17 protein-coding genes are annotated in these 16,557 nt (G+C 61.9%); 13 read left to right on the top strand and 4 right to left on the bottom strand.

Features of this window, described 5'->3' with window-relative positions; translation table 11 throughout:
• Positions 1-41: 41 nt before the first annotated feature.
• Complete coding sequence (locus N7E70_RS21420; RefSeq protein ID WP_263007551.1) at positions 42-1,022, bottom strand: NAD-dependent epimerase/dehydratase family protein; 981 nt, start codon at positions 1,020-1,022, stop codon at positions 42-44.
• A gap of 257 nt (positions 1,023-1,279) precedes the next feature.
• Here N7E70_RS21420 and N7E70_RS21415 point away from each other — a divergent pair, with 257 nt between their 5' ends.
• The 11 genes from N7E70_RS21415 to N7E70_RS21365 all read left to right on the top strand — a co-directional run bounded on the left by N7E70_RS21415 (position 1,280) and on the right by N7E70_RS21365 (position 10,538).
• Positions 1,280-2,023: an ATP-binding cassette domain-containing protein gene (locus tag N7E70_RS21415; RefSeq protein WP_154387332.1), complete on the top strand. Its 744-nt coding sequence runs from the start codon at positions 1,280-1,282 to the stop codon at positions 2,021-2,023.
• 41 nt (positions 2,024-2,064) lie between these two features.
• Positions 2,065-3,063 carry an ABC transporter permease gene (locus N7E70_RS21410; RefSeq protein ID WP_154387360.1) on the top strand — a complete coding sequence of 333 codons (999 nt, stop codon included), beginning with the start codon at positions 2,065-2,067 and terminating at the stop codon, positions 3,061-3,063.
• 207 nt (positions 3,064-3,270) lie between these two features.
• On the top strand, positions 3,271-4,170 hold the full coding sequence (locus N7E70_RS21405) for a universal stress protein (protein ID WP_067963624.1): 900 nt from the start codon (positions 3,271-3,273) through the stop codon (positions 4,168-4,170).
• 729 nt (positions 4,171-4,899) lie between these two features.
• A complete protein-coding gene (locus N7E70_RS21400) occupies positions 4,900-5,160 on the top strand; it encodes a hypothetical protein (RefSeq protein WP_263007550.1) in 261 nt (86 codons plus the stop codon).
• Entirely contained in the window at positions 5,157-5,441 is a 285-nt protein-coding gene (locus tag N7E70_RS21395; RefSeq protein WP_067963617.1) for a hypothetical protein, read from the top strand. Before N7E70_RS21400 ends, N7E70_RS21395 begins: the two co-directional genes overlap by 4 nt.
• A gap of 126 nt (positions 5,442-5,567) precedes the next feature.
• The gene (locus N7E70_RS21390) at positions 5,568-5,810 is read left to right on the top strand and encodes a hypothetical protein (protein WP_067963614.1); all 243 of its coding nucleotides are present in this window, start codon (positions 5,568-5,570) and stop codon (positions 5,808-5,810) included.
• Positions 5,807-6,118, top strand: coding sequence for a hypothetical protein (locus N7E70_RS21385; RefSeq protein ID WP_154387330.1), 312 nt, complete (start codon positions 5,807-5,809; stop codon positions 6,116-6,118). The genes N7E70_RS21390 and N7E70_RS21385 overlap by 4 nt, the downstream gene beginning before the upstream one ends.
• Entirely contained in the window at positions 6,115-6,390 is a 276-nt protein-coding gene (locus N7E70_RS21380) for a DUF1488 domain-containing protein (RefSeq protein ID WP_067963609.1), read from the top strand. Before N7E70_RS21385 ends, N7E70_RS21380 begins: the two co-directional genes overlap by 4 nt.
• A 547-nt stretch (positions 6,391-6,937) precedes the next feature.
• A protein-coding gene (locus N7E70_RS21375) for an IS5 family transposase (protein WP_263006839.1) occupies positions 6,938-7,689 on the top strand; the annotation gives its coding sequence in 2 pieces (ribosomal slippage) (positions 6,938-7,274 and positions 7,274-7,689; 753 coding nt in all).
• Positions 7,690-8,946: 1,257 nt separating this feature from the next.
• Positions 8,947-9,525, top strand: a complete 579-nt coding sequence (locus tag N7E70_RS21370; RefSeq protein ID WP_263007547.1) for a cysteine hydrolase family protein — start codon at positions 8,947-8,949, stop codon at positions 9,523-9,525.
• On the top strand, positions 9,522-10,538 hold the full coding sequence (locus N7E70_RS21365; RefSeq protein WP_154387328.1) for a GlxA family transcriptional regulator: 1,017 nt from the start codon (positions 9,522-9,524) through the stop codon (positions 10,536-10,538). Before N7E70_RS21370 ends, N7E70_RS21365 begins: the two co-directional genes overlap by 4 nt.
• 234 nt (positions 10,539-10,772) lie before the next feature.
• Here N7E70_RS21365 and N7E70_RS21360 read toward each other — a convergent pair whose 3' ends face one another.
• Positions 10,773-12,251, bottom strand: coding sequence for a protein adenylyltransferase SelO (locus N7E70_RS21360; RefSeq protein WP_442866472.1), 1,479 nt, complete (start codon positions 12,249-12,251; stop codon positions 10,773-10,775).
• A 309-nt stretch (positions 12,252-12,560) separates the two neighbouring features.
• Here N7E70_RS21360 and N7E70_RS21355 point away from each other — a divergent pair, with 309 nt between their 5' ends.
• Positions 12,561-13,031 carry a metallophosphoesterase family protein gene (locus tag N7E70_RS21355; protein ID WP_263007546.1) on the top strand — a complete coding sequence of 157 codons (471 nt, stop codon included), beginning with the start codon at positions 12,561-12,563 and terminating at the stop codon, positions 13,029-13,031.
• 410 nt (positions 13,032-13,441) lie between these two features.
• On the opposite strand, the gene N7E70_RS21350 is transcribed toward N7E70_RS21355, so the two are convergent.
• Positions 13,442-14,515, bottom strand: a complete 1,074-nt coding sequence (locus N7E70_RS21350; RefSeq protein ID WP_263007545.1) for an ATP-binding protein — start codon at positions 14,513-14,515, stop codon at positions 13,442-13,444.
• 3 nt (positions 14,516-14,518) lie between these two features.
• Positions 14,519-15,202, bottom strand: a complete 684-nt coding sequence (locus tag N7E70_RS21345; protein ID WP_263007544.1) for a response regulator — start codon at positions 15,200-15,202, stop codon at positions 14,519-14,521.
• Between the two features lie 113 nt (positions 15,203-15,315).
• On the opposite strand from N7E70_RS21345, the gene N7E70_RS21340 reads away from it, so the two are divergent.
• Positions 15,316-16,548: an efflux RND transporter periplasmic adaptor subunit gene (locus tag N7E70_RS21340; RefSeq protein WP_263007543.1), complete on the top strand. Its 1,233-nt coding sequence runs from the start codon at positions 15,316-15,318 to the stop codon at positions 16,546-16,548.
• The last annotated feature ends 9 nt before the right edge of the window (positions 16,549-16,557 follow it).

Below are 16,557 nucleotides of genomic sequence, written 5' to 3'. Positions count from 1 at the left end.
CTCCCATTTGAACAAACGGGCACGGCGTGCCCGCGACGAAATCAACCCGGATACCAGACAATGCGCGGATCGTTCTCCGAACGCTCGTATTGCCAGGCCGAGTCGATGAGCATTTCGAGGTCGTATCGGGGTTGCCAGCCAAGCAGGTGCCGGGCCTTGGCATTGTCCATCCAGTTCGAGTGGTACCGGCTCGCAATGTCGACCGAGGCGAGGTGACGGGTGCGGGCGAGGTGGCGGGCGACCTCGCCATAATCGACCGGACGATCCATGCAGACGTTGAAGAGTTGCTGCCTGGCGCGCGGATTGTCGATCGCCGCAAGGATCGCCGACACCAGGTCGTCGACATGGACGAAGTTGCGTTTCAGCGGCTGCCCGTCGGCATCCCGCAGCAGCGGCACGGTGCCCGCCCTGGCATGACGCCTGGCGTCTGCCTCCGGCACCAGTGTCTTCCAGTCCGGGCCGCCAAAGACGTCGTCACCGAAAGACAGCGTGTATCGGAAGTCGTCCTTCTCCATGATCCACGGCGCGCGCAGGCAGCACCAGTTAAGGCCATACTGGATGCCGAACTGCTCCAGCATGACCTCTTCGAGCACCTTCGACAGCGCATAGCTGCCGGGATAGGCCTGATAGCGTGCCGCCTCGGTGAGGGGCGCATCGTTGCGGTAGTGGAAATGACCGATCGCCGCGTCGCCGCCGATGAGGATGAACTGTCGGGCGGTTGGACTGAGCCGAAACGCCTCGAGCAGCCAGAACAGGCCCTTGATGGCGACGTCCATCACGTCAGCTGGCGTTTCCTTGCATGTGGCGAGGTGCACGACGTGGGTGACGCCGACAAGCGCGTTGGCAACGACGTCGCGGTCGGCGATCGAGCCGCGGGCGATCTCGATGCGGTCGCCTTCATCGACGGAGCGGTTGTGACAAAGCGCGCGGATGCGGGTCTCGGAAAATCGCGGATCGTCAAGCAGCCCAGCGATGAAGTGCCGCCCGACCTTGCCCGTTGCACCGGTAACAAGGATCAGCATGCTCTTCCTCCGATGCCCAGCTAATATCCTGGCGCCGTCGTCGTCAATGCTATTTGTCCGACAAAACAGATTTTTGAGACATTTGTGCCGAACCCACCCGACAATTGATTGACGCTGTCGAGGCGTTTTGCATAAATGCGGGTCTTCGCGTTTCCCGGGAGGAGATCGGGGAACGTGAATGCGCAGTGCCCGAGCGTGACGCGTGCGTGACGCGTGCGGGACGGCTGCGAGGCTTGCATGTTTCGGGAGGCTAGAGGCTGGTGGCAGTTCTCGAACTCGCCAACATTTCCAAGCATTTCGGCGCCATCCAGGCGGTCAGCGACGTGTCGTTCTCGCTCGAGGCGGGACAGGTCGTCGGCCTGATGGGCGACAACGGCGCCGGCAAGTCGACCCTGGTCAAGATGATCGCCGGCAACTTTCGGCCGAGCCATGGCACGATGCGGCTGGAGGGGGCCGAGCTGGTCATGCATCGCCCGGTGGAAGCGCGGCAGCATGGTATCGAGATCGTCCACCAGGACCTCGCGCTGTGCAACAATCTGACGGCGGCGGCGAACGTCTTCCTTGGCCGCGAGCTGCGCCGGGGCTTTGGACCGCTGCGCGTCCTCGACTACAAGGCGATGTACAAGCGGGCCGGCGAGATCTTCAGGGACCTGAAGTCCGAGACGCGGCCGCGCGACCTCGTCCGGCAGATGTCGGGTGGGCAGCGGCAGGCGGTGGCCATTGCCCGCACCATGCTTTCCGAGGCCAAGATCGTGTTGATGGACGAGCCGACGGCGGCGATCTCGGTCCGTCAGGTGGCGGAAGTCCTCAACCTGATCCGCCAGCTGCGCGATCGCGGCATTGCCGTCGTGCTGATCAGCCACCGCATGCCTGATGTCTTTACGGTGGCGGACCGTGTCATCGTCATGCGGCGTGGCCACAAGGTTGCCGACAAGCCGATTGCCTTGAGTTCGCCGGAGGAAGTGACGGGGCTTATTACCGGTGCCATCGAACAGGTATGATCAACCCTGCCGGTCGCGCAGTGACGAAACGAAGGTCGATGATGGCTGTTACCCTTGACCAGACCATTTCACAGAAACAGCAGAGCTGGATGGCGCAGGTTCTCGGCAGCCAGACCTTCTGGGTCCTCATTGCCGTCATTCTGGCCTGCATCTTCCTGTCCTTCGCCACCGATTCATTCGCGACGACGAAAAACCTCTACAACATCACCCGCAACGTCACCTTCGTCGCGATCATCGCGCTCGGCATGACGCTGGTCATCATCACCGGCGGCATCGATCTGTCGGTCGGTTCGGTGCTGTGCCTGTGCAGCATGGTGCTGGCGGTGGTCATGCATGCCGGATACGGCATCGAGGTCGGCATTGCGGCGGCCATCGGCACCGCGCTGGTGATCGGGGCGTTCAACGGCATCTTGATCGCCTATCTCGACTTTCCGCCATTCGTGGTCACGCTCGGCATGCTGTCGATCGCACGCAGCCTGGCCATGGTCGCATCCAACAACACCGTCGTCTTCCAGTTTGGCCCCGACCACGACAAGCTGCTGGCGCTGGGCGGCGGCGCCTGGTTCTTCGGCATCGCCAATCCGGTGCTGTACATGATCGTTCTGGCGCTGCTCACCGGTTTTGTGCTGCGCTGGACGCGATTTGGCCGCTACGTCTTTGCCATCGGCGGCAATGAGCACGCAGCGACGCTGACCGGCGTTCCGGTGCGCAAGATCAAGGTCGCCGTCTACATGATCTCGGCGCTGTCGGCCGGCATCGCCGGCATCATCCAGACCGGCTGGCTCGGTGCCGTCACCACCAATATCGGCGCAGGCATGGAACTTCAGGTGATTGCGGCCGCCGTCATCGGCGGCGCCAACCTGGCCGGCGGGGTCGGCACTGCCTTCGGCGCGATCATCGGTGCGGCGCTGATCGAGGTGATCCGCAACAGCCTTGGCCTGCTCGGCATCAACGCCTTCTGGCAAGGCACATTCATCGGCAGCGCCATCGTGCTTGCCGTGCTGTTCGACAGGATCCGCAATTTCCGGCTGAGCGAATAGTGGTTCTGCGGGGCGGCGATCCTCGACGGCCGAACCGAAAAATTCCGTCCCGTTGCCTGTGCGCGCAACCGGCTTGAAGCGAGCGGAAGCCGACCAACGCAGCCGCCAACCGGCATGCCAGCGGCGTTGCGAGCGGGGAGACGCCGGAGTAAACTTACACCCGATGGACCAGAAGCGATGCGGGAGCATTGCGGAAGGAGGTCCGGCATGGAAGCGCCCTCGAACGACAACCCACAAAAACCGCCGGCGGCGGAGGCTGGCGTCATTCTCAAAGACCCTGTCCACGAGCTGACCGTCCATGCCGACGTTCTCGCCTTGTTAGCCGATCCGGCAACCACGCGGCTTTGCCTGGATATCGCCGAAGACGCAGCGTGTGCCGTCGGCGGCACCATGGCCGCCGCCCATGTCGGCGCCGATCCTGAAAGGATGATCGCGGCCGCCGAGGAGATCGACCTGCAGATGCTGCGTGACCTCGACGAAGGCTCGCCGGCGCAGCGGTTGGAGCGGGTCACTTCCGCATTCGAAGACTGGAAGCGAGGCAAGCCGGGTCGAGACCGTCTTCGTCTTGATGATTGCCGCGGCGACCTTAATCGCTGCGTGACGAGCGAATGCCATGAGACGGCACTCGCCGTCGCCCCCTGCCATGGCAACATAGATGCCCGCGATGCGTTTCACGACCTTCTGTTCAACGAACACAAGCTCGTCCTGGCGCCGCCGCCCGGCCAATATGCCGGTGATCTGATGGGTCACATCGTGGTTGGCTGGAAGCAGCACGATCATGCCCAGCGCGCCGTCGTCGCAGCGAGACGCTGGCTGGCGGCAGCCGATCACATCACCGTTCTATGCATCAACGACAAAACCGACGGACGTAATCAGTTCACGGCGCGGGAACTGCTCAAGCAGCTCGAGCTGGACGGCGACGTTGTCACGACCAGCTCAGGCAACTGCTCCGTCGGCGAAACGATCCTCGATTTCGCGAAAACCGCGAAGGCCACCTGCCTGCTGATCGGCGCCTTCAAGCATGGATATTTCCTGGAGCTGCTGCTCGGTCGCGTCACCCACTACCTGTTGTCGCATAGCACGCTGCCGATGATGATGAAGCATTAGAGCGCCGGGCGGGGTCGTGGCCACCGCGGACTGGGCATCATCGGAAAGCGGGCGATCGTCCTTCCCATGGCACATGAATCCAGCTCAAGCGGAGTTTAGAGGTTTTTCAGACCTTCAATATTTCTCCGGCACCCAAACGCCAGAGGAAACGAGGTGCGAACAAACACCCTTTTCCGGAATGTTGTGAGCGCTTGCCTGCTCCTTTCCAGCACAGCTTTTGCCGCTGTCGCCTTGAACGGTCGCGATGGAATGTCATGGACACTCTTTCTGCGGTCGGCGCATAGGGCAACCACGCCACATATATAGCGCCTGAGGAACTCGAATAATAGAATCTCTAAACTGAATAATCTTATGTATTGCAAGAATAAATATGATTGTTTTTGATTTCTTGAGACTGTTTTCCAAATTATAAGATCATAATATGAAATTGATGATTAAATTAAGGTGGGTGAGTATTTATATTATTTCGGGAGATTTCAGATTTTTCCTTGAAAAAATCTCTGGAATGGCGTATATATAAAACTCGTAGATTTTGCCGACTTGGCCTTTCGCGGTGTCAAAGACCTTCGACCCGCCATCACCGCCGAATTCTCGAAAGCGAATGCAGGGCACCGATCCGGGGCTTATCTTGCCTGGTTCGGAGCTTGGAGTGATCTCTGACGTTGACCGTGAATGTGGCGTCAGAGCGTTGCGGGACGTATCCCGCGCAATCCTGCGGAGAACGCAGCCGTGACCAGCCGAACCATAGAAACCGTCGTCCACTTCGCATCCGCATTTTCATTCGCGGGCATCGCCGGACAGCAACCGGCGGGAGCCTACCGTGTCGATCGAGACGAAGAACTGATCGAAAGCGTCTCCCGAGTGGCCTGGCTGCGAACCAAGACATTCTTCCATCTGCCGGCGATCGACACGCCGGGGCCTAAACAACAGATGATGCCGATCAATCCGGCAGACCTCGAAGCCGCACTGGAAAGGGACCGGCAATCATGACTGCGACCTTCCTCATGCGAGGCAAGCATCCTGCCCGGCGCGACCCGACGATCCATCGTTTTTCGATAGGGCAGACCGTACGGTTGAAGCGAAGCTTCGGCACGCAGGCATACCGCATTACGGGCACGTTGCCCGCGAGAGAAGACTCGCCTCAGTACCGCATCCGCAACGAACGAGAACTTCATGAGCGCGTGACGTCCGAAGACAATATCGAACTGCTCGGCGCGCCACTGGGGCAGGACGACGCAAGTCTCATCGAAAGGGCATTCGGCCATGGCTAAGGGACAAAAGCGCAGCAGTCGCGAGATTCGAAAGCCCAAGCAGGCCCAGGTGAAAACACCTCCGATGCGTGAAGTCACGTTCGGCAGCCAGATAAAGCTCGCCAGAAAGGTGACCGCGGGCGGCAGATGAAGATCGTGATCGAATTCTATCGCACCCGCGGCAAGGACGACGCCCATGCGGTCGTGGGCCGCGAGACAGATGAAGTCGCCGACGTCGAGGGGGCGATAGAGCTTGCACTGCGCCTGTCGCAAACCCTCGACCTGCCGCAGCGGCCGGACGGCATCACGATTACCGACGCGGATGGCAGGGTTCTCTATTCCGGGGACGTAGATGCCGACGCACTCTCTGAAGGAAGGTCACGACCATGACGGACCGCAGCACCGAAAGCCAACCCAGACGCGATGCCGCCGCGATCGACATCTGGGACAATGAAGGCGGGGCGCCTTACTCCATCGAACATCAAGTTGGCCGCCGCATCGAAGCGGATCGCTCCTGGACCGTCTATCATGTCTTCACGGGCATCCCGGTCAATATCGACGGCCAGGCGATGACGGGGCTGACCCGGTCTCGTGCGACGAGCGGGATGATTTTTCTCAATCTTCGCAATACAGGCCGCCACAGGGGACGGAGCGGGCCGGAAGCGTTTGGGCTGAGCGCAACAGGAGGCAACACGTGACGCTTGCATTTCTCAATCCGAGCCGCAGCTTCGACCAAGCAAAAAATGCCGTCCGCTTCATCGGTCACGACGGCATGTTCGAAGTGCGCTTCTTCGTCGAAGCCGGCGCATTGGCGAGAGCAGGGGCCTGTGCAAGCGGGACACAGCTGTCCGAGTCAGAATGCCTGACCGCGTTCGACGTAGCGCGCAAGTCAATCTACGATGTCGCGCGCGAAGCCTATTCCCATGGTCGCCGCACCTACTACACGCTGACTGCCGTCGATTTCCGGTGAGACAGCCAATGCCCCGGGGACCGATCGTGCCTGCGCACGATCCTGTCCCAGGCGTTCACGCCGTTGGCTGCCGATTGGGTCGCAACCCGAAAAGTCGATGCAGCCAATATGAGCAACTCAAAATCTGGTCTGGAGTTTCGTCATCAACAGCTTCCCACAAGACGCGCGAGCCGCGAGCCGCACTCTGCTGAACACATGCAAGAAGGCAGCTCGTCCGTTCGCTATGCTCGAGGTCTTTGGAGCGGCCAGGCGAATGTTCCCTCTCGATACATCAGGCATGAGGCTCGCATACGCCACCGCAAGTGAAGCATCGAAGGCTGGGCCCAGCGTCAATTCTGATGATGCCGCAAAGGTGATGGATATCGAAAAATCGGACGATGAGGGCGCCGCCGTGAGAGGACCAAGAACCGAAACCCAGCGACGGAGCGAAAACGACACGAGCGGCATCAGGCGCAGGGCAAGAGAAACGCACACGCGACATCAGCTGGTCTAAGGCTTGTTGAGATTCAGGATTCCCATATTGAGCGGATTGTGATTCACACTTTGGATGGATCGCTTTGTTTTGACGGACGCCCAATGGGCAAAGATGGAACCTCATTGTTTGGGCAAGCCGACGGACCCTGGGCGCAGTGGGAGCGACAACCGCCGCTTCATCGAAGCGGTGCTGTGGATCGCGCGAACGGGTAGCCCCTGGCGCGATCTTCCGGCCTTTTTCGGAAACTGGAACACGGCCTTCAAACGCTATCGGGATTGGTTGAAAGCTGATGTTTTCATCAGGCTCTTCGAGGTCTGCTCGGACGAACCGGATATGGAATATGCGATGGTCGATGCCACCATTGTGAAGGTCCATCGTCACGGCCAGGGTGCAAAAGGGGGACTACGCGGCAGGCCATAGGTCGATCCAAGGGGGGCATGACGACCAAGATCCTCGCCCTTACAGACGCGCTTGGCAATCTGGTCCGCTTCGAACTCATGCCCGGCCATCGCTTCGATACGGTCGGCGTGGCGCCGCTGATCGAGGGCATCAACTTTGGCGGGCTGATCGCCGACAAGGCCTTCGACAGCAATCACATAATCACCGATCTCAATGAGCGCGGCGCCAAGATCGTCGTCTCCCAGCACCCAAGGCGCACAAAGCCGCTGCCGCTCGACAAGGAACTCTACAAGTGGCGCCACCTCATCGAAAACTTCTTCTGCAAGCTCAAGGAATTCAAGCGCATCGCCATGCGCGCAGACAAAACCGACCAGAGCTTCGCCGCTATGATCTATCTCGTTGCCGCCGTCATCAACTCTCGATGAATCTCAACAAGCCTTAGGCTATTGTGCCCATCGTGCCCGACGACCAGCGACGTTGAGCGCTCTGTCCGTTGAATCTGGCCAGAAGGAAGTGGACGATGACGCGGATCGGGCATGGCTCGGACCGCTCGCTACGTCCGCTCTCGAGACGCCAGCGACTTGCTCAATATTTCCATGGCCGGCAAGTTTCAGTCGACGCTCCCAGGCAATGGTCCGCGATATCGGAACCGAGATTCCAACGAACAGCATGTGCACATCCTCAATGAGGGAGATCGACGTGAAATATCGTGAGCTTCAAGAGTACCTTCGACCGCTTGGTATAGTCATGAGCAAGAGAGGGACGACAATCCGGTTAAACAGTTTTGGCGGCCTCGAGAACACTGCGCGCTACTCCGAGACATTGGAAGGCGCGCTCGCCATAGCAGGAGATATGGCGAAACCTAGACGCAATATACTATCGTGATGGGTTTCTGGCTTGTTTTGTGTTAAAGTATGACTGACCCATTGCGGGCGCCATGCCTGCATTTCCGTTGATCGGAAAAACCATGAGATCACCTATGCTCTCGATAGCGGTGCTTTACGGCGCCGCCATCGGCGCTCTGGCTACAGCAACCATCGGCTTCACCGTTGGCGGATGGGTTACCCAAAGCACGGCCCTCTTGATGGCCGAGGCCTCATCGCAAATGGCTGTGGCGTCTGTGCTGACGCCGTATTGCCTGGAACGCTCAAGATCCGACCCGCTTTCCACTCAAATCTTGTCGGAGCTGGAGACCAGCCGAGGCTTCAACCGCCGTGGGGTCATTGAACGCGCCGGCTGGGCCACTCCACTTGGGTCCGACAAACCGCTCTCCGAGGTTGCGATTGCATGTGAGACAGCGCTCGCAAAAGGGTAGCTCGGCGCTTTTCAGAGGTGGATTGAACAGAGGTCCGTGCCAAGCTCTGCCGGCTGTTCGAGCCGATCGGCGGCGTCGGCGAATGGCGCGGCGGTGCGGCATCTTGCGCCGCAATCCCGGCGTCGGGGCGGGGTGAGAGCGGCACGGCCCTGCCTGCGGGCAGGTCTTGGACGCCACCGGCTGCCGCCCTCTGCGCCCGCCGCCGCGGCGGCGCCGGCGCATCACCGCTGCCGGGCAGCGGCCCCAGCGGCCGGACCCGGCGGCAGGCGGTTGTCCTTTTTTGTCCGATCCTTGTCCGCTGCATGGCTGGCGCGGCTGGACACGAGGGCTAGGATCAAGCACATCATGGTCCACGGAGTGTCCAGAAATGACCGATACCGCCCTGCTTGTCATCGATGCCCAGGAAAGTTTCCGGCAGCGCGCCAGCTGGCACGAGGTCGACAGCCCGACCTATCTCAGGAACCAGCAGGCGCTGATCGACGGCGCGGTGAAGAAGGGCTGGAAGATCGTGCGGGTGTTCCATGCCGAGCCTGAAGGCATTTTTTCGCTCGCTTCCGGTTTCGTCAGGCCGCTGGCCGAACTCAGGCTCGACAGGCCTGACCTCGAATTCCACAAGTTCCGGCATTCCGCCTTCGTCGGCTCGCCGCTTGAAGTGTTCCTGATCGAGAACGGCATCCGCCGCCTCGTCGTCTCGGGCATCCGCAGCGAACAGTGCTGCGAGACCACCACCCGCCATGGCTCGGATCTCGGCTGGCAGGTCGACTATGTCACCGAGGCGACCCACACCATGCCGCTGACCGACGCGAGCGGAAAGACCTGGACGGCGCAAGAGATCAAGGCCCGCACGGCGGCCGTGCTCGATGGACGTTTCGCCCGCGTCTGCACCATATCCGAGGCGCTGGCCTACGAATCCCTGGCCGACGAGGGCAGGGCAGCCGCAGCATGATCGAGCCGCGCCGGATTCCGACCTATGTGGTGATGCCGGCGCGGACGCTTCTGCTCGATGTCGCCGGGCCGATGGAGGCACTGCGTTATGCCAATCTGCTGCAAAAGGACGTCAGGTTCGACGTCGCCTATGTCGGCGCCTTGCCCGAGGTGACGAGCTCGATAGGCTTGCGCATTTCAGGCATCTCGCCGCTGCCCGAGACCATCGAGCCGGACGCCATGATCGTGGTGTCGGGCGACACTGACGAGCCGATGGATACGGGCCAGCCGGTCGAGGCGGCCGGTCAGGATTCGGACGAGCTGGTCCGCTGGCTGAGGCGCAGCATAAGGCCCGGCATGCTTTTGGTGTCGATCTGCTCGGGCGCGCTTCTGGCCGGCAGGGCCGGGCTGCTCGACGGGGTCAGATGCACCACCCATTTCAGCGATTGCGACCGTCTTGCCCGCCTGGCACCTTTGGCGCGGGTGCAGGAGAACAAGCTCTATGTCGAGGATGGCGAACGTTACACCAGCGCCGGCATCACCGCCGGCATCGACCTGATGCTGCACATCATCGGCCGGCTGACCAATCCTGCCGTCTCCGCGGCGGTGGCCAAGTCGCTGGTCGTCTATATCAGGCGCCTCGGCAGCGATCCGCAGCTGTCGCCCTGGCTCGAAGGCCGAAACCACATCCACACCGCCATCCACCGGGTGCAGGACGCCATGTCTGCCGATCCGGCGCGGGACTGGTCGCTTTCGACCCTGGCCGACATCGCCATATCAAGCCCCCGCCACCTCAGCCGCCTGTTCAACGACCAGGCCGGCATGAGCATTCCGGATTATCTCAACCGGCTGCGCGTGGCTCTCGCCCAGCAGCTTCTGAGCGAGACGCGGCTCGACATCGAGCGGGTGGCGGAGCGCGTCGGCTACAGCTCGAGCCGGCAGTTGCGCCGCGCCTGGGGCCGCTTCAACGCCACCCCGCCAAGCGCCTTTCGCCGCGGCGGGGCAGGCCAGCCGCAGCAGCTGCCCACGAGCTGAAACGCCTGGGCAGATCGGCGCCAGGCTGGGATCGGCAGATGTCGAAGCGCTCAGCCATGCACCCGTGCCTTTGTTTCGCGGGGCTCAGAAGCTCTGCAAGATTTCCGGCCGCAGCCCGATCGACCGGCTGTTGCCCGACAGATTGGGGGGGACAGCTGCCATTCCTCCCCCACCCCATTCTCGCCGACCCATGCATGGGTCAGACAGCAACCCACCATTCGGCACCTGTAGCTGTTACGTACCGCAGAATGTCTGCAGGACGCGTTCTTCGTCTTTTGGTGGCCGCGCATAGTCCTCCATCCCGGGCTGCTCGTCGAACGGGCGCGCCAGCACGGTGAGCAAGCTCTGGAAAGGGCCAAAGTCGCCTTCATTGGTGGCGGCGGCGATGGCGGCTTCGACGCGGTGATTGCGTGCTATGTATTTCGGGTTCACCCCGCGCATGCGCGCCGTGCGGTCGGCTGCAGTCTCCGGCTCGCGAGCCAGCCGTTCACGCCAGCGCAAAGCCCAGCTATCGAAGGCAGCAGGGTCGATGAAGTGGTTGCGCACGCGGCCGGAGCCGTCGACCTCATCGGCGAGATCGCGAAATGTGAGGGTGAAATCCGCCCCGTTGCGCGCCATCAGCGCAAGCAGTTCGGCAGCAAGACCAAGGTCCTCAGGCTGTTCGGTTAACAGCCCGATCTTGTGGCGCATGCCTTCATGAAACGCAGCCTCGTAGCGTGCCTGGAACGATCCGATCGCCGCTTTCGCCTGCTCGAAGCCTTCATCGTCTCCGCCTGCTTCGCTTCCCAGAATGGGCAGCAGCGCTTCGGCCAGTCGCGCCAGGTTCCAGACGGTGATGCGGGGCTGGTTGGCAAAGGCGTAGCGGCCTTGATGGTCGATGGAACTGAACACGGTCGCCGGATGATAGGCGTCCATGAACGCACATGGACCATAATCGATCGTCTCGCCGGAAATTGCGACGTTGTCGGTATTGAGGACGCCATGGATGAAGCCGACCAGCATCCACTGCGCCACCAGCTTCGCCTGCCTTGCTACCACGGCATTGAGGAACCCGAGGTAGCGACGGGGGGCTTCGGCGAGATGCCGATAGTGCCGCGTTATGGCGTAGTCTGCCAACGCCCTCAGGCCGTCGCTGTCTTCCCGTACGGCAAGGTACTGGAACGTGCCGACGCGGATGTGGCTGGCGGCAACGCGCGCTATCAGCGCTCCGGGAAGCCTGGTCTCGCGAAAGACGTGCTCGCCAGTGGCAACCAGCGACAGGGTTCGCGTGGTCGGGATGCCGAGGGCGTGCATCGCCTCGCTGACGATGTATTCGCGCATCATCGGTCCGAGCGCTGCGCGCCCATCGCCATTGCGGGAAAACCGGGTCGGACCGGAGCCCTTCAATTGAACGTCGCGCAACTGGCCTGTTGTATCGGGCAACTCTCCGACGAGGACCGCCCGACCGTCGCCAAGCTGCGGCACGAAGTTGCCGAACTGGTGACCCGCATAGGCCTGGGCGATGGGACGCGCGTCAGCGGGGAAGCGGTTTCCGGCCAGCATGTCGATACCTTGGGGACCACGCAACCAGCCGATGTCGAGGCCCAGCTCCGTCGCCAGTGTTTCATTCAGTTCGAGCAGACGCGGTGTCGAAACCTGGGATGGATCCGGACTGGCGTAAAGCCGCTCGGGGAGGTCGGCGGCATAAGTGTGTTGGAACCGGGGGCTGCGCATGACAATTCGGGGCTTGTTCAGGTTACCGGCTAGATAGGGATGCCGCGAGGCGCGGGCCAGCAATTCGAGAGGGGCTGTTAAGTCGCAACCCAATCGCAGTTTCCGATGTTGGCGTCCAGCCAGGAAGCTGCTGTCACCAGGAAGCTGCTGTCAGTTGTCGCCGTAGCCCCATTCCATATCTGGAAGGAAGCGGGCGGCCGAGGGTCTGATGGGTGCTCTTGACGTCGTCCTCGTTCCGGGTGGCGCAGACCAGCGACGCCGAAGTCGGCATCTCGCCAGTGTTAGCGAGGACTGATAGTTCCGGGATCCATGAACACGCTCGGTGTGATCTCGGATACGCACGGCCTTCTGCGCGAGGACGCCGTTGCGCTTCTTCAAGGCGTCGACCACATCGTCCATGCGGGCGACATTGGAAACCCCACCATCATCGAGAGATTGGAACGTGTTGCGCCAGTCTCGGCAATTCGCGGCAATGTCGATGTCGAGCCGTGGGCGTCTCTGTTTGCGGATACCCTTCAAGTGACGCTGTTCGGGCAGAAGATATTCGTCATCCACGACCGAAAGGCCATGACGTTTGCTCCAGCCATGATGGGCATCGATCTCGTGATTTCCGGTCATTCTCATCGTGCCAGTATCGAGAGCCGCGATGACGCCATTTATCTCAACCCGGGCAGTGCAGGCCCGCGCAGGTTCAGGCTGCCCATCACCTTGGCAAGGGTCCAGATCATCCACGGGCGATTGGTGCCCAGGATTTACGAGATTGCCTCAGATCTCAGCTGATCCGTCAGCATGTCTGACCTGGGGACGTCTGCTGTCGGTCCGGTTCTGGCCCAGAAACCGGGAAGCCGGCGATCCGCGCTTCAACCTTTCACGCCGAGCAAAAAAAGCAGGTCACCGTTTCGATGTGCCTTGGTCCCCCGCTGCAATGCCTGCGCGTCCAGCGCTCCACTAACTCTGCACAGGCCCTCCACCTTCCATCGATCTCAAGGCGGTAGGTAGCTTCCGGAAAGGAGGCACGAAATGATTGCCCGAAATTTCTTCATAGTATGTACGGTCGTCGCTGTCTTTGCGGTCCTTTTCTCCAACCTTGTCAACAATCAGCACGAATATGGCGGCCTCACACGCTTGGACGAGAATTTTCGGCTGCGTTGACGCCGGGAGTTGCTACCAGGTTTGACGAACCTCCGGCGCTACTGCGCGTGGGGCACTGCTGAGGTTCTGAAACCCATTTCGAAAAGTGCGCCGCCGCCTGGCGCGGTCCTGTACCGAAGGCTTCCACCATGGGCTTCCATGATCGCGCGCACGACGGAGAGACCGAGCCCGTTTCCTCCAGTTTCCTTCGCACGGTCGGGATCGCCGCGTACGAACGGCTCGAATGCCCGCCCAGCGAGGTCGCGGTCGATGCCTGGTCCCTGGTCGGAGATGGCGAGAACCGCCATTCCATCAACTGTCTTCAGGCTGATGGTTATCGACCCCCGATTGGCATGGCGCCGCGCGTTCGAGATCAGGGCGAGAACCGCCTGGCGCACACGGGTCGCATCCGCGTCGGCGACGATGTCGTCGAGTTCGAGGGTCAGATGGAAGCCGTCGGCAGCGAGCTCGGGCGCCATGAGCTCGGCGAGCTCCTCGAGCTCCCGATCGATATGGGTCGGCACGATATGGAGATCCAGATGCCCACTATCGGCAAGTGTCACCGTTCGCAGGTCTTCGACCAGCCGCGCCAAGCCGTCGACCTGCAGTATGAGCCGGCGAAGCGTGCGCTCGTCCGGTTCGAACACGCCGTCAATGATCCCCTGCAGGCGACCTTTGAGGATGGTGAGCGGCGTGCGCAGTTCATGTGCGATCGTGGCGTTCCACAGCGCCATGTCGGCGGCCATATCCTGCAGCCGTTGCGCCATCGTGTTGAAGTCGCCCACAAGGGACGCGGTTTCGCCCAGCGCCTTTTCGCTTGCCTCAGCTCGGGCCGACAGGTCGCCGGCGGCGATTTGACGAGCGCTCCGGGCCAGTGATTCCAGCGGATCGAGTATCCGGCGGGCAAGACGTAGCGCCACGAAGGCGGCTATCGGAAGCGTGACGAGAACCAACGCGGCGAAGATCACCAGGTCGAGAGATGTCAGCCATTCATCCGTCTCCGGCATTGGGTAGACGGCGACGATGGCCGAGTAGACGAGGTAGGATCCGAAGAACACCAGCACACCAGCCAGAACGGTGATCGTCGACATGGCGATGAGGATCTGACGGCTCAATCCCGCGCGCGTTTCCATCTTTCACGCCGACAATCTGTAGCCAATGCCGCGAACGCCGGGTAGCAGCCCATGTGCTCCTGCCTGTTCGAGCTTCTTCCGCAGCTTGCTGAGATGGCTATCTACGGTCCGATCCAGGGCGTCCGATCCGGGGAGGCAAGCATCGACAAGCTCATTGCGTGTAAACACCTTGCCGGGGTTGCGCGCCATGTGGGCCAGGATACGAAACTCGGTGAGGGTCAGGGCTAGCGGCTTCGCCTCGCTGCCGGTCCCGAAGCTCGCCTGATAGCCATCCAGATCGATGGAGAGATCGCCCACACGCAGAACGCCGCCTGCCGTCGCCATCCCCGAGCGCCGGAGCACAGCCTTGGCGCGCGCCACCACCTCGATGGGGTTGAACGGCTTGACGACGTAGTCGTCGGCACCTATCCGCAGACCCTGAAGACGGTCGATGTCCTTGTCGAGCGCTGTGATCATAATGGCTGGGGTGGTGCCGCGCCGGCGCAGTTCCGCGAGGACTTCCCAGCCGTCGAGGCGCGGCATGGTCACGTCCAGCAGGACGAGGTCGGGCTTCAAAGCGAGGTGCAGATCGAGCGCGGTGCGGCCGTCGCGAGCGAGCACGGTCCTGAACCCTTCCCGCTGGAGATAGGCATCCAGGATGGAGGCGATCTCGTCGTCGTCTTCGGCAATCAGGACAAGGGCGGCCATAGCGTTCTCCTGCCCAAGGAATGCCATCCGCAGCAACGGCCGTCGAGAGCTTTGGCCTTTCGTCCATCAAGTCTCCACGAAACCTCCACACTGCGCCAACGGTGGGGAGCGATATGAACGTCGTCGCCTCCGCGCGATCGATGGTCTTGAAGGATGTCCCGATGATGCGTACCCGCTGCCACTTCACCCGCGCAGCTCTCGGCACTGCCTTGCTGGCTCTTGTCGCCTGTTCCGACAATGCGCAGGAGGCAACGCCCCAGGCAGCAGGCGCGCAGGAACAGGTTGAAGCGGTCGCAGCGCGCGTCGCGACCCTGACGGTGCAGCCGCGCCGCGTTGTCGTCTATGATGAGCTGCCCGGCCGCGTCTCTGCGCTTCGCACCGCCGAAATACGTCCGCAGGTCAGCGGGATCGTCCGCAAGGTGCTCTTCAAGGAGGGCTCTGAGGTCTCTGCCGACCAGTCTCTGTTCGAGATCGATCCCGCGCCATTTGCCGCTGATGTCGAGGCCGCGTCGGCGGTACTGGCGCGCGCCGAGGCAGACGAGCTCAATGCCTCCCTCAAGCATGATCGTATCAAGGCCCTGGCCGAAAGCCGGACCGCGACCGCCGCCGCTCTGGGAGATGCGAAGGCAGCGCTGGCGCAATCGCGCGCGAGTGTGGCAGAGGCGCGGGCAAACTTGACGCGGCGCAAGCTCGAGCTGGCCCATGCCACCGTGACCAGCCCGATCGCCGGCCGGGTCGGGCAGGCGCTCATCACCGAAGGCGGACTCGCCACGGTGGGCGCTACCACCCCCATGGCCGTCGTCCAGCAGTTGGATCGCCTCTTCCTGGATGTCCGACAGCCGTCGATGCAGCGCGAGATACTGGAAGAGGCTCTTGCGAACGGACAGGGGGACGAGGCGGGCAAGCTGCCTGTCGATATCCTGACCATCTCCGGCAAGCCCTATGAGTATATGGGCACCATCCGTTTCTCCGACAGCGCAGTCGATCCGGGAACAGGTAGCATCACGATCCGTGTCGAGGTGCCGAACCCTTATGACCAACTGCTGCCCGGCATGTACCTTCGCGCAAGGATCCCCCGCTCAATCCATCCCCATGCCTTGACGGTGCCGCAGGAAGCCATCGTGCGGGACAGCTCCGGCCGGCCCCAGCTGACGGTCGTCGGGGCTGACAAGACGGCATCGCGCCGCAATGTCGAACTGGGTCCGCTGGTCGACCGGCAGTATTTGATCCTGTCAGGCATCAGCGCCGGCGACGAGGTCGTGGTTCAGGGCCAAGATCGCGCGACGGGCGGAACAAAGCTCCAGACGCAGGCGTACCAGCCTGCCGTCCGGGCGGACGCACAATAGAGACTCCGC

The sequence above is a fragment of the Aminobacter sp. NyZ550 genome (assembly GCF_025628925.2).
GTDB classification, from domain to species: Bacteria; Pseudomonadota; Alphaproteobacteria; order Rhizobiales; family Rhizobiaceae; genus Aminobacter; species Aminobacter ciceronei.
The sequence above is the reverse complement of the archived record's forward strand: the minus strand, read 5'-3'. Positions and strand labels throughout refer to the sequence as shown.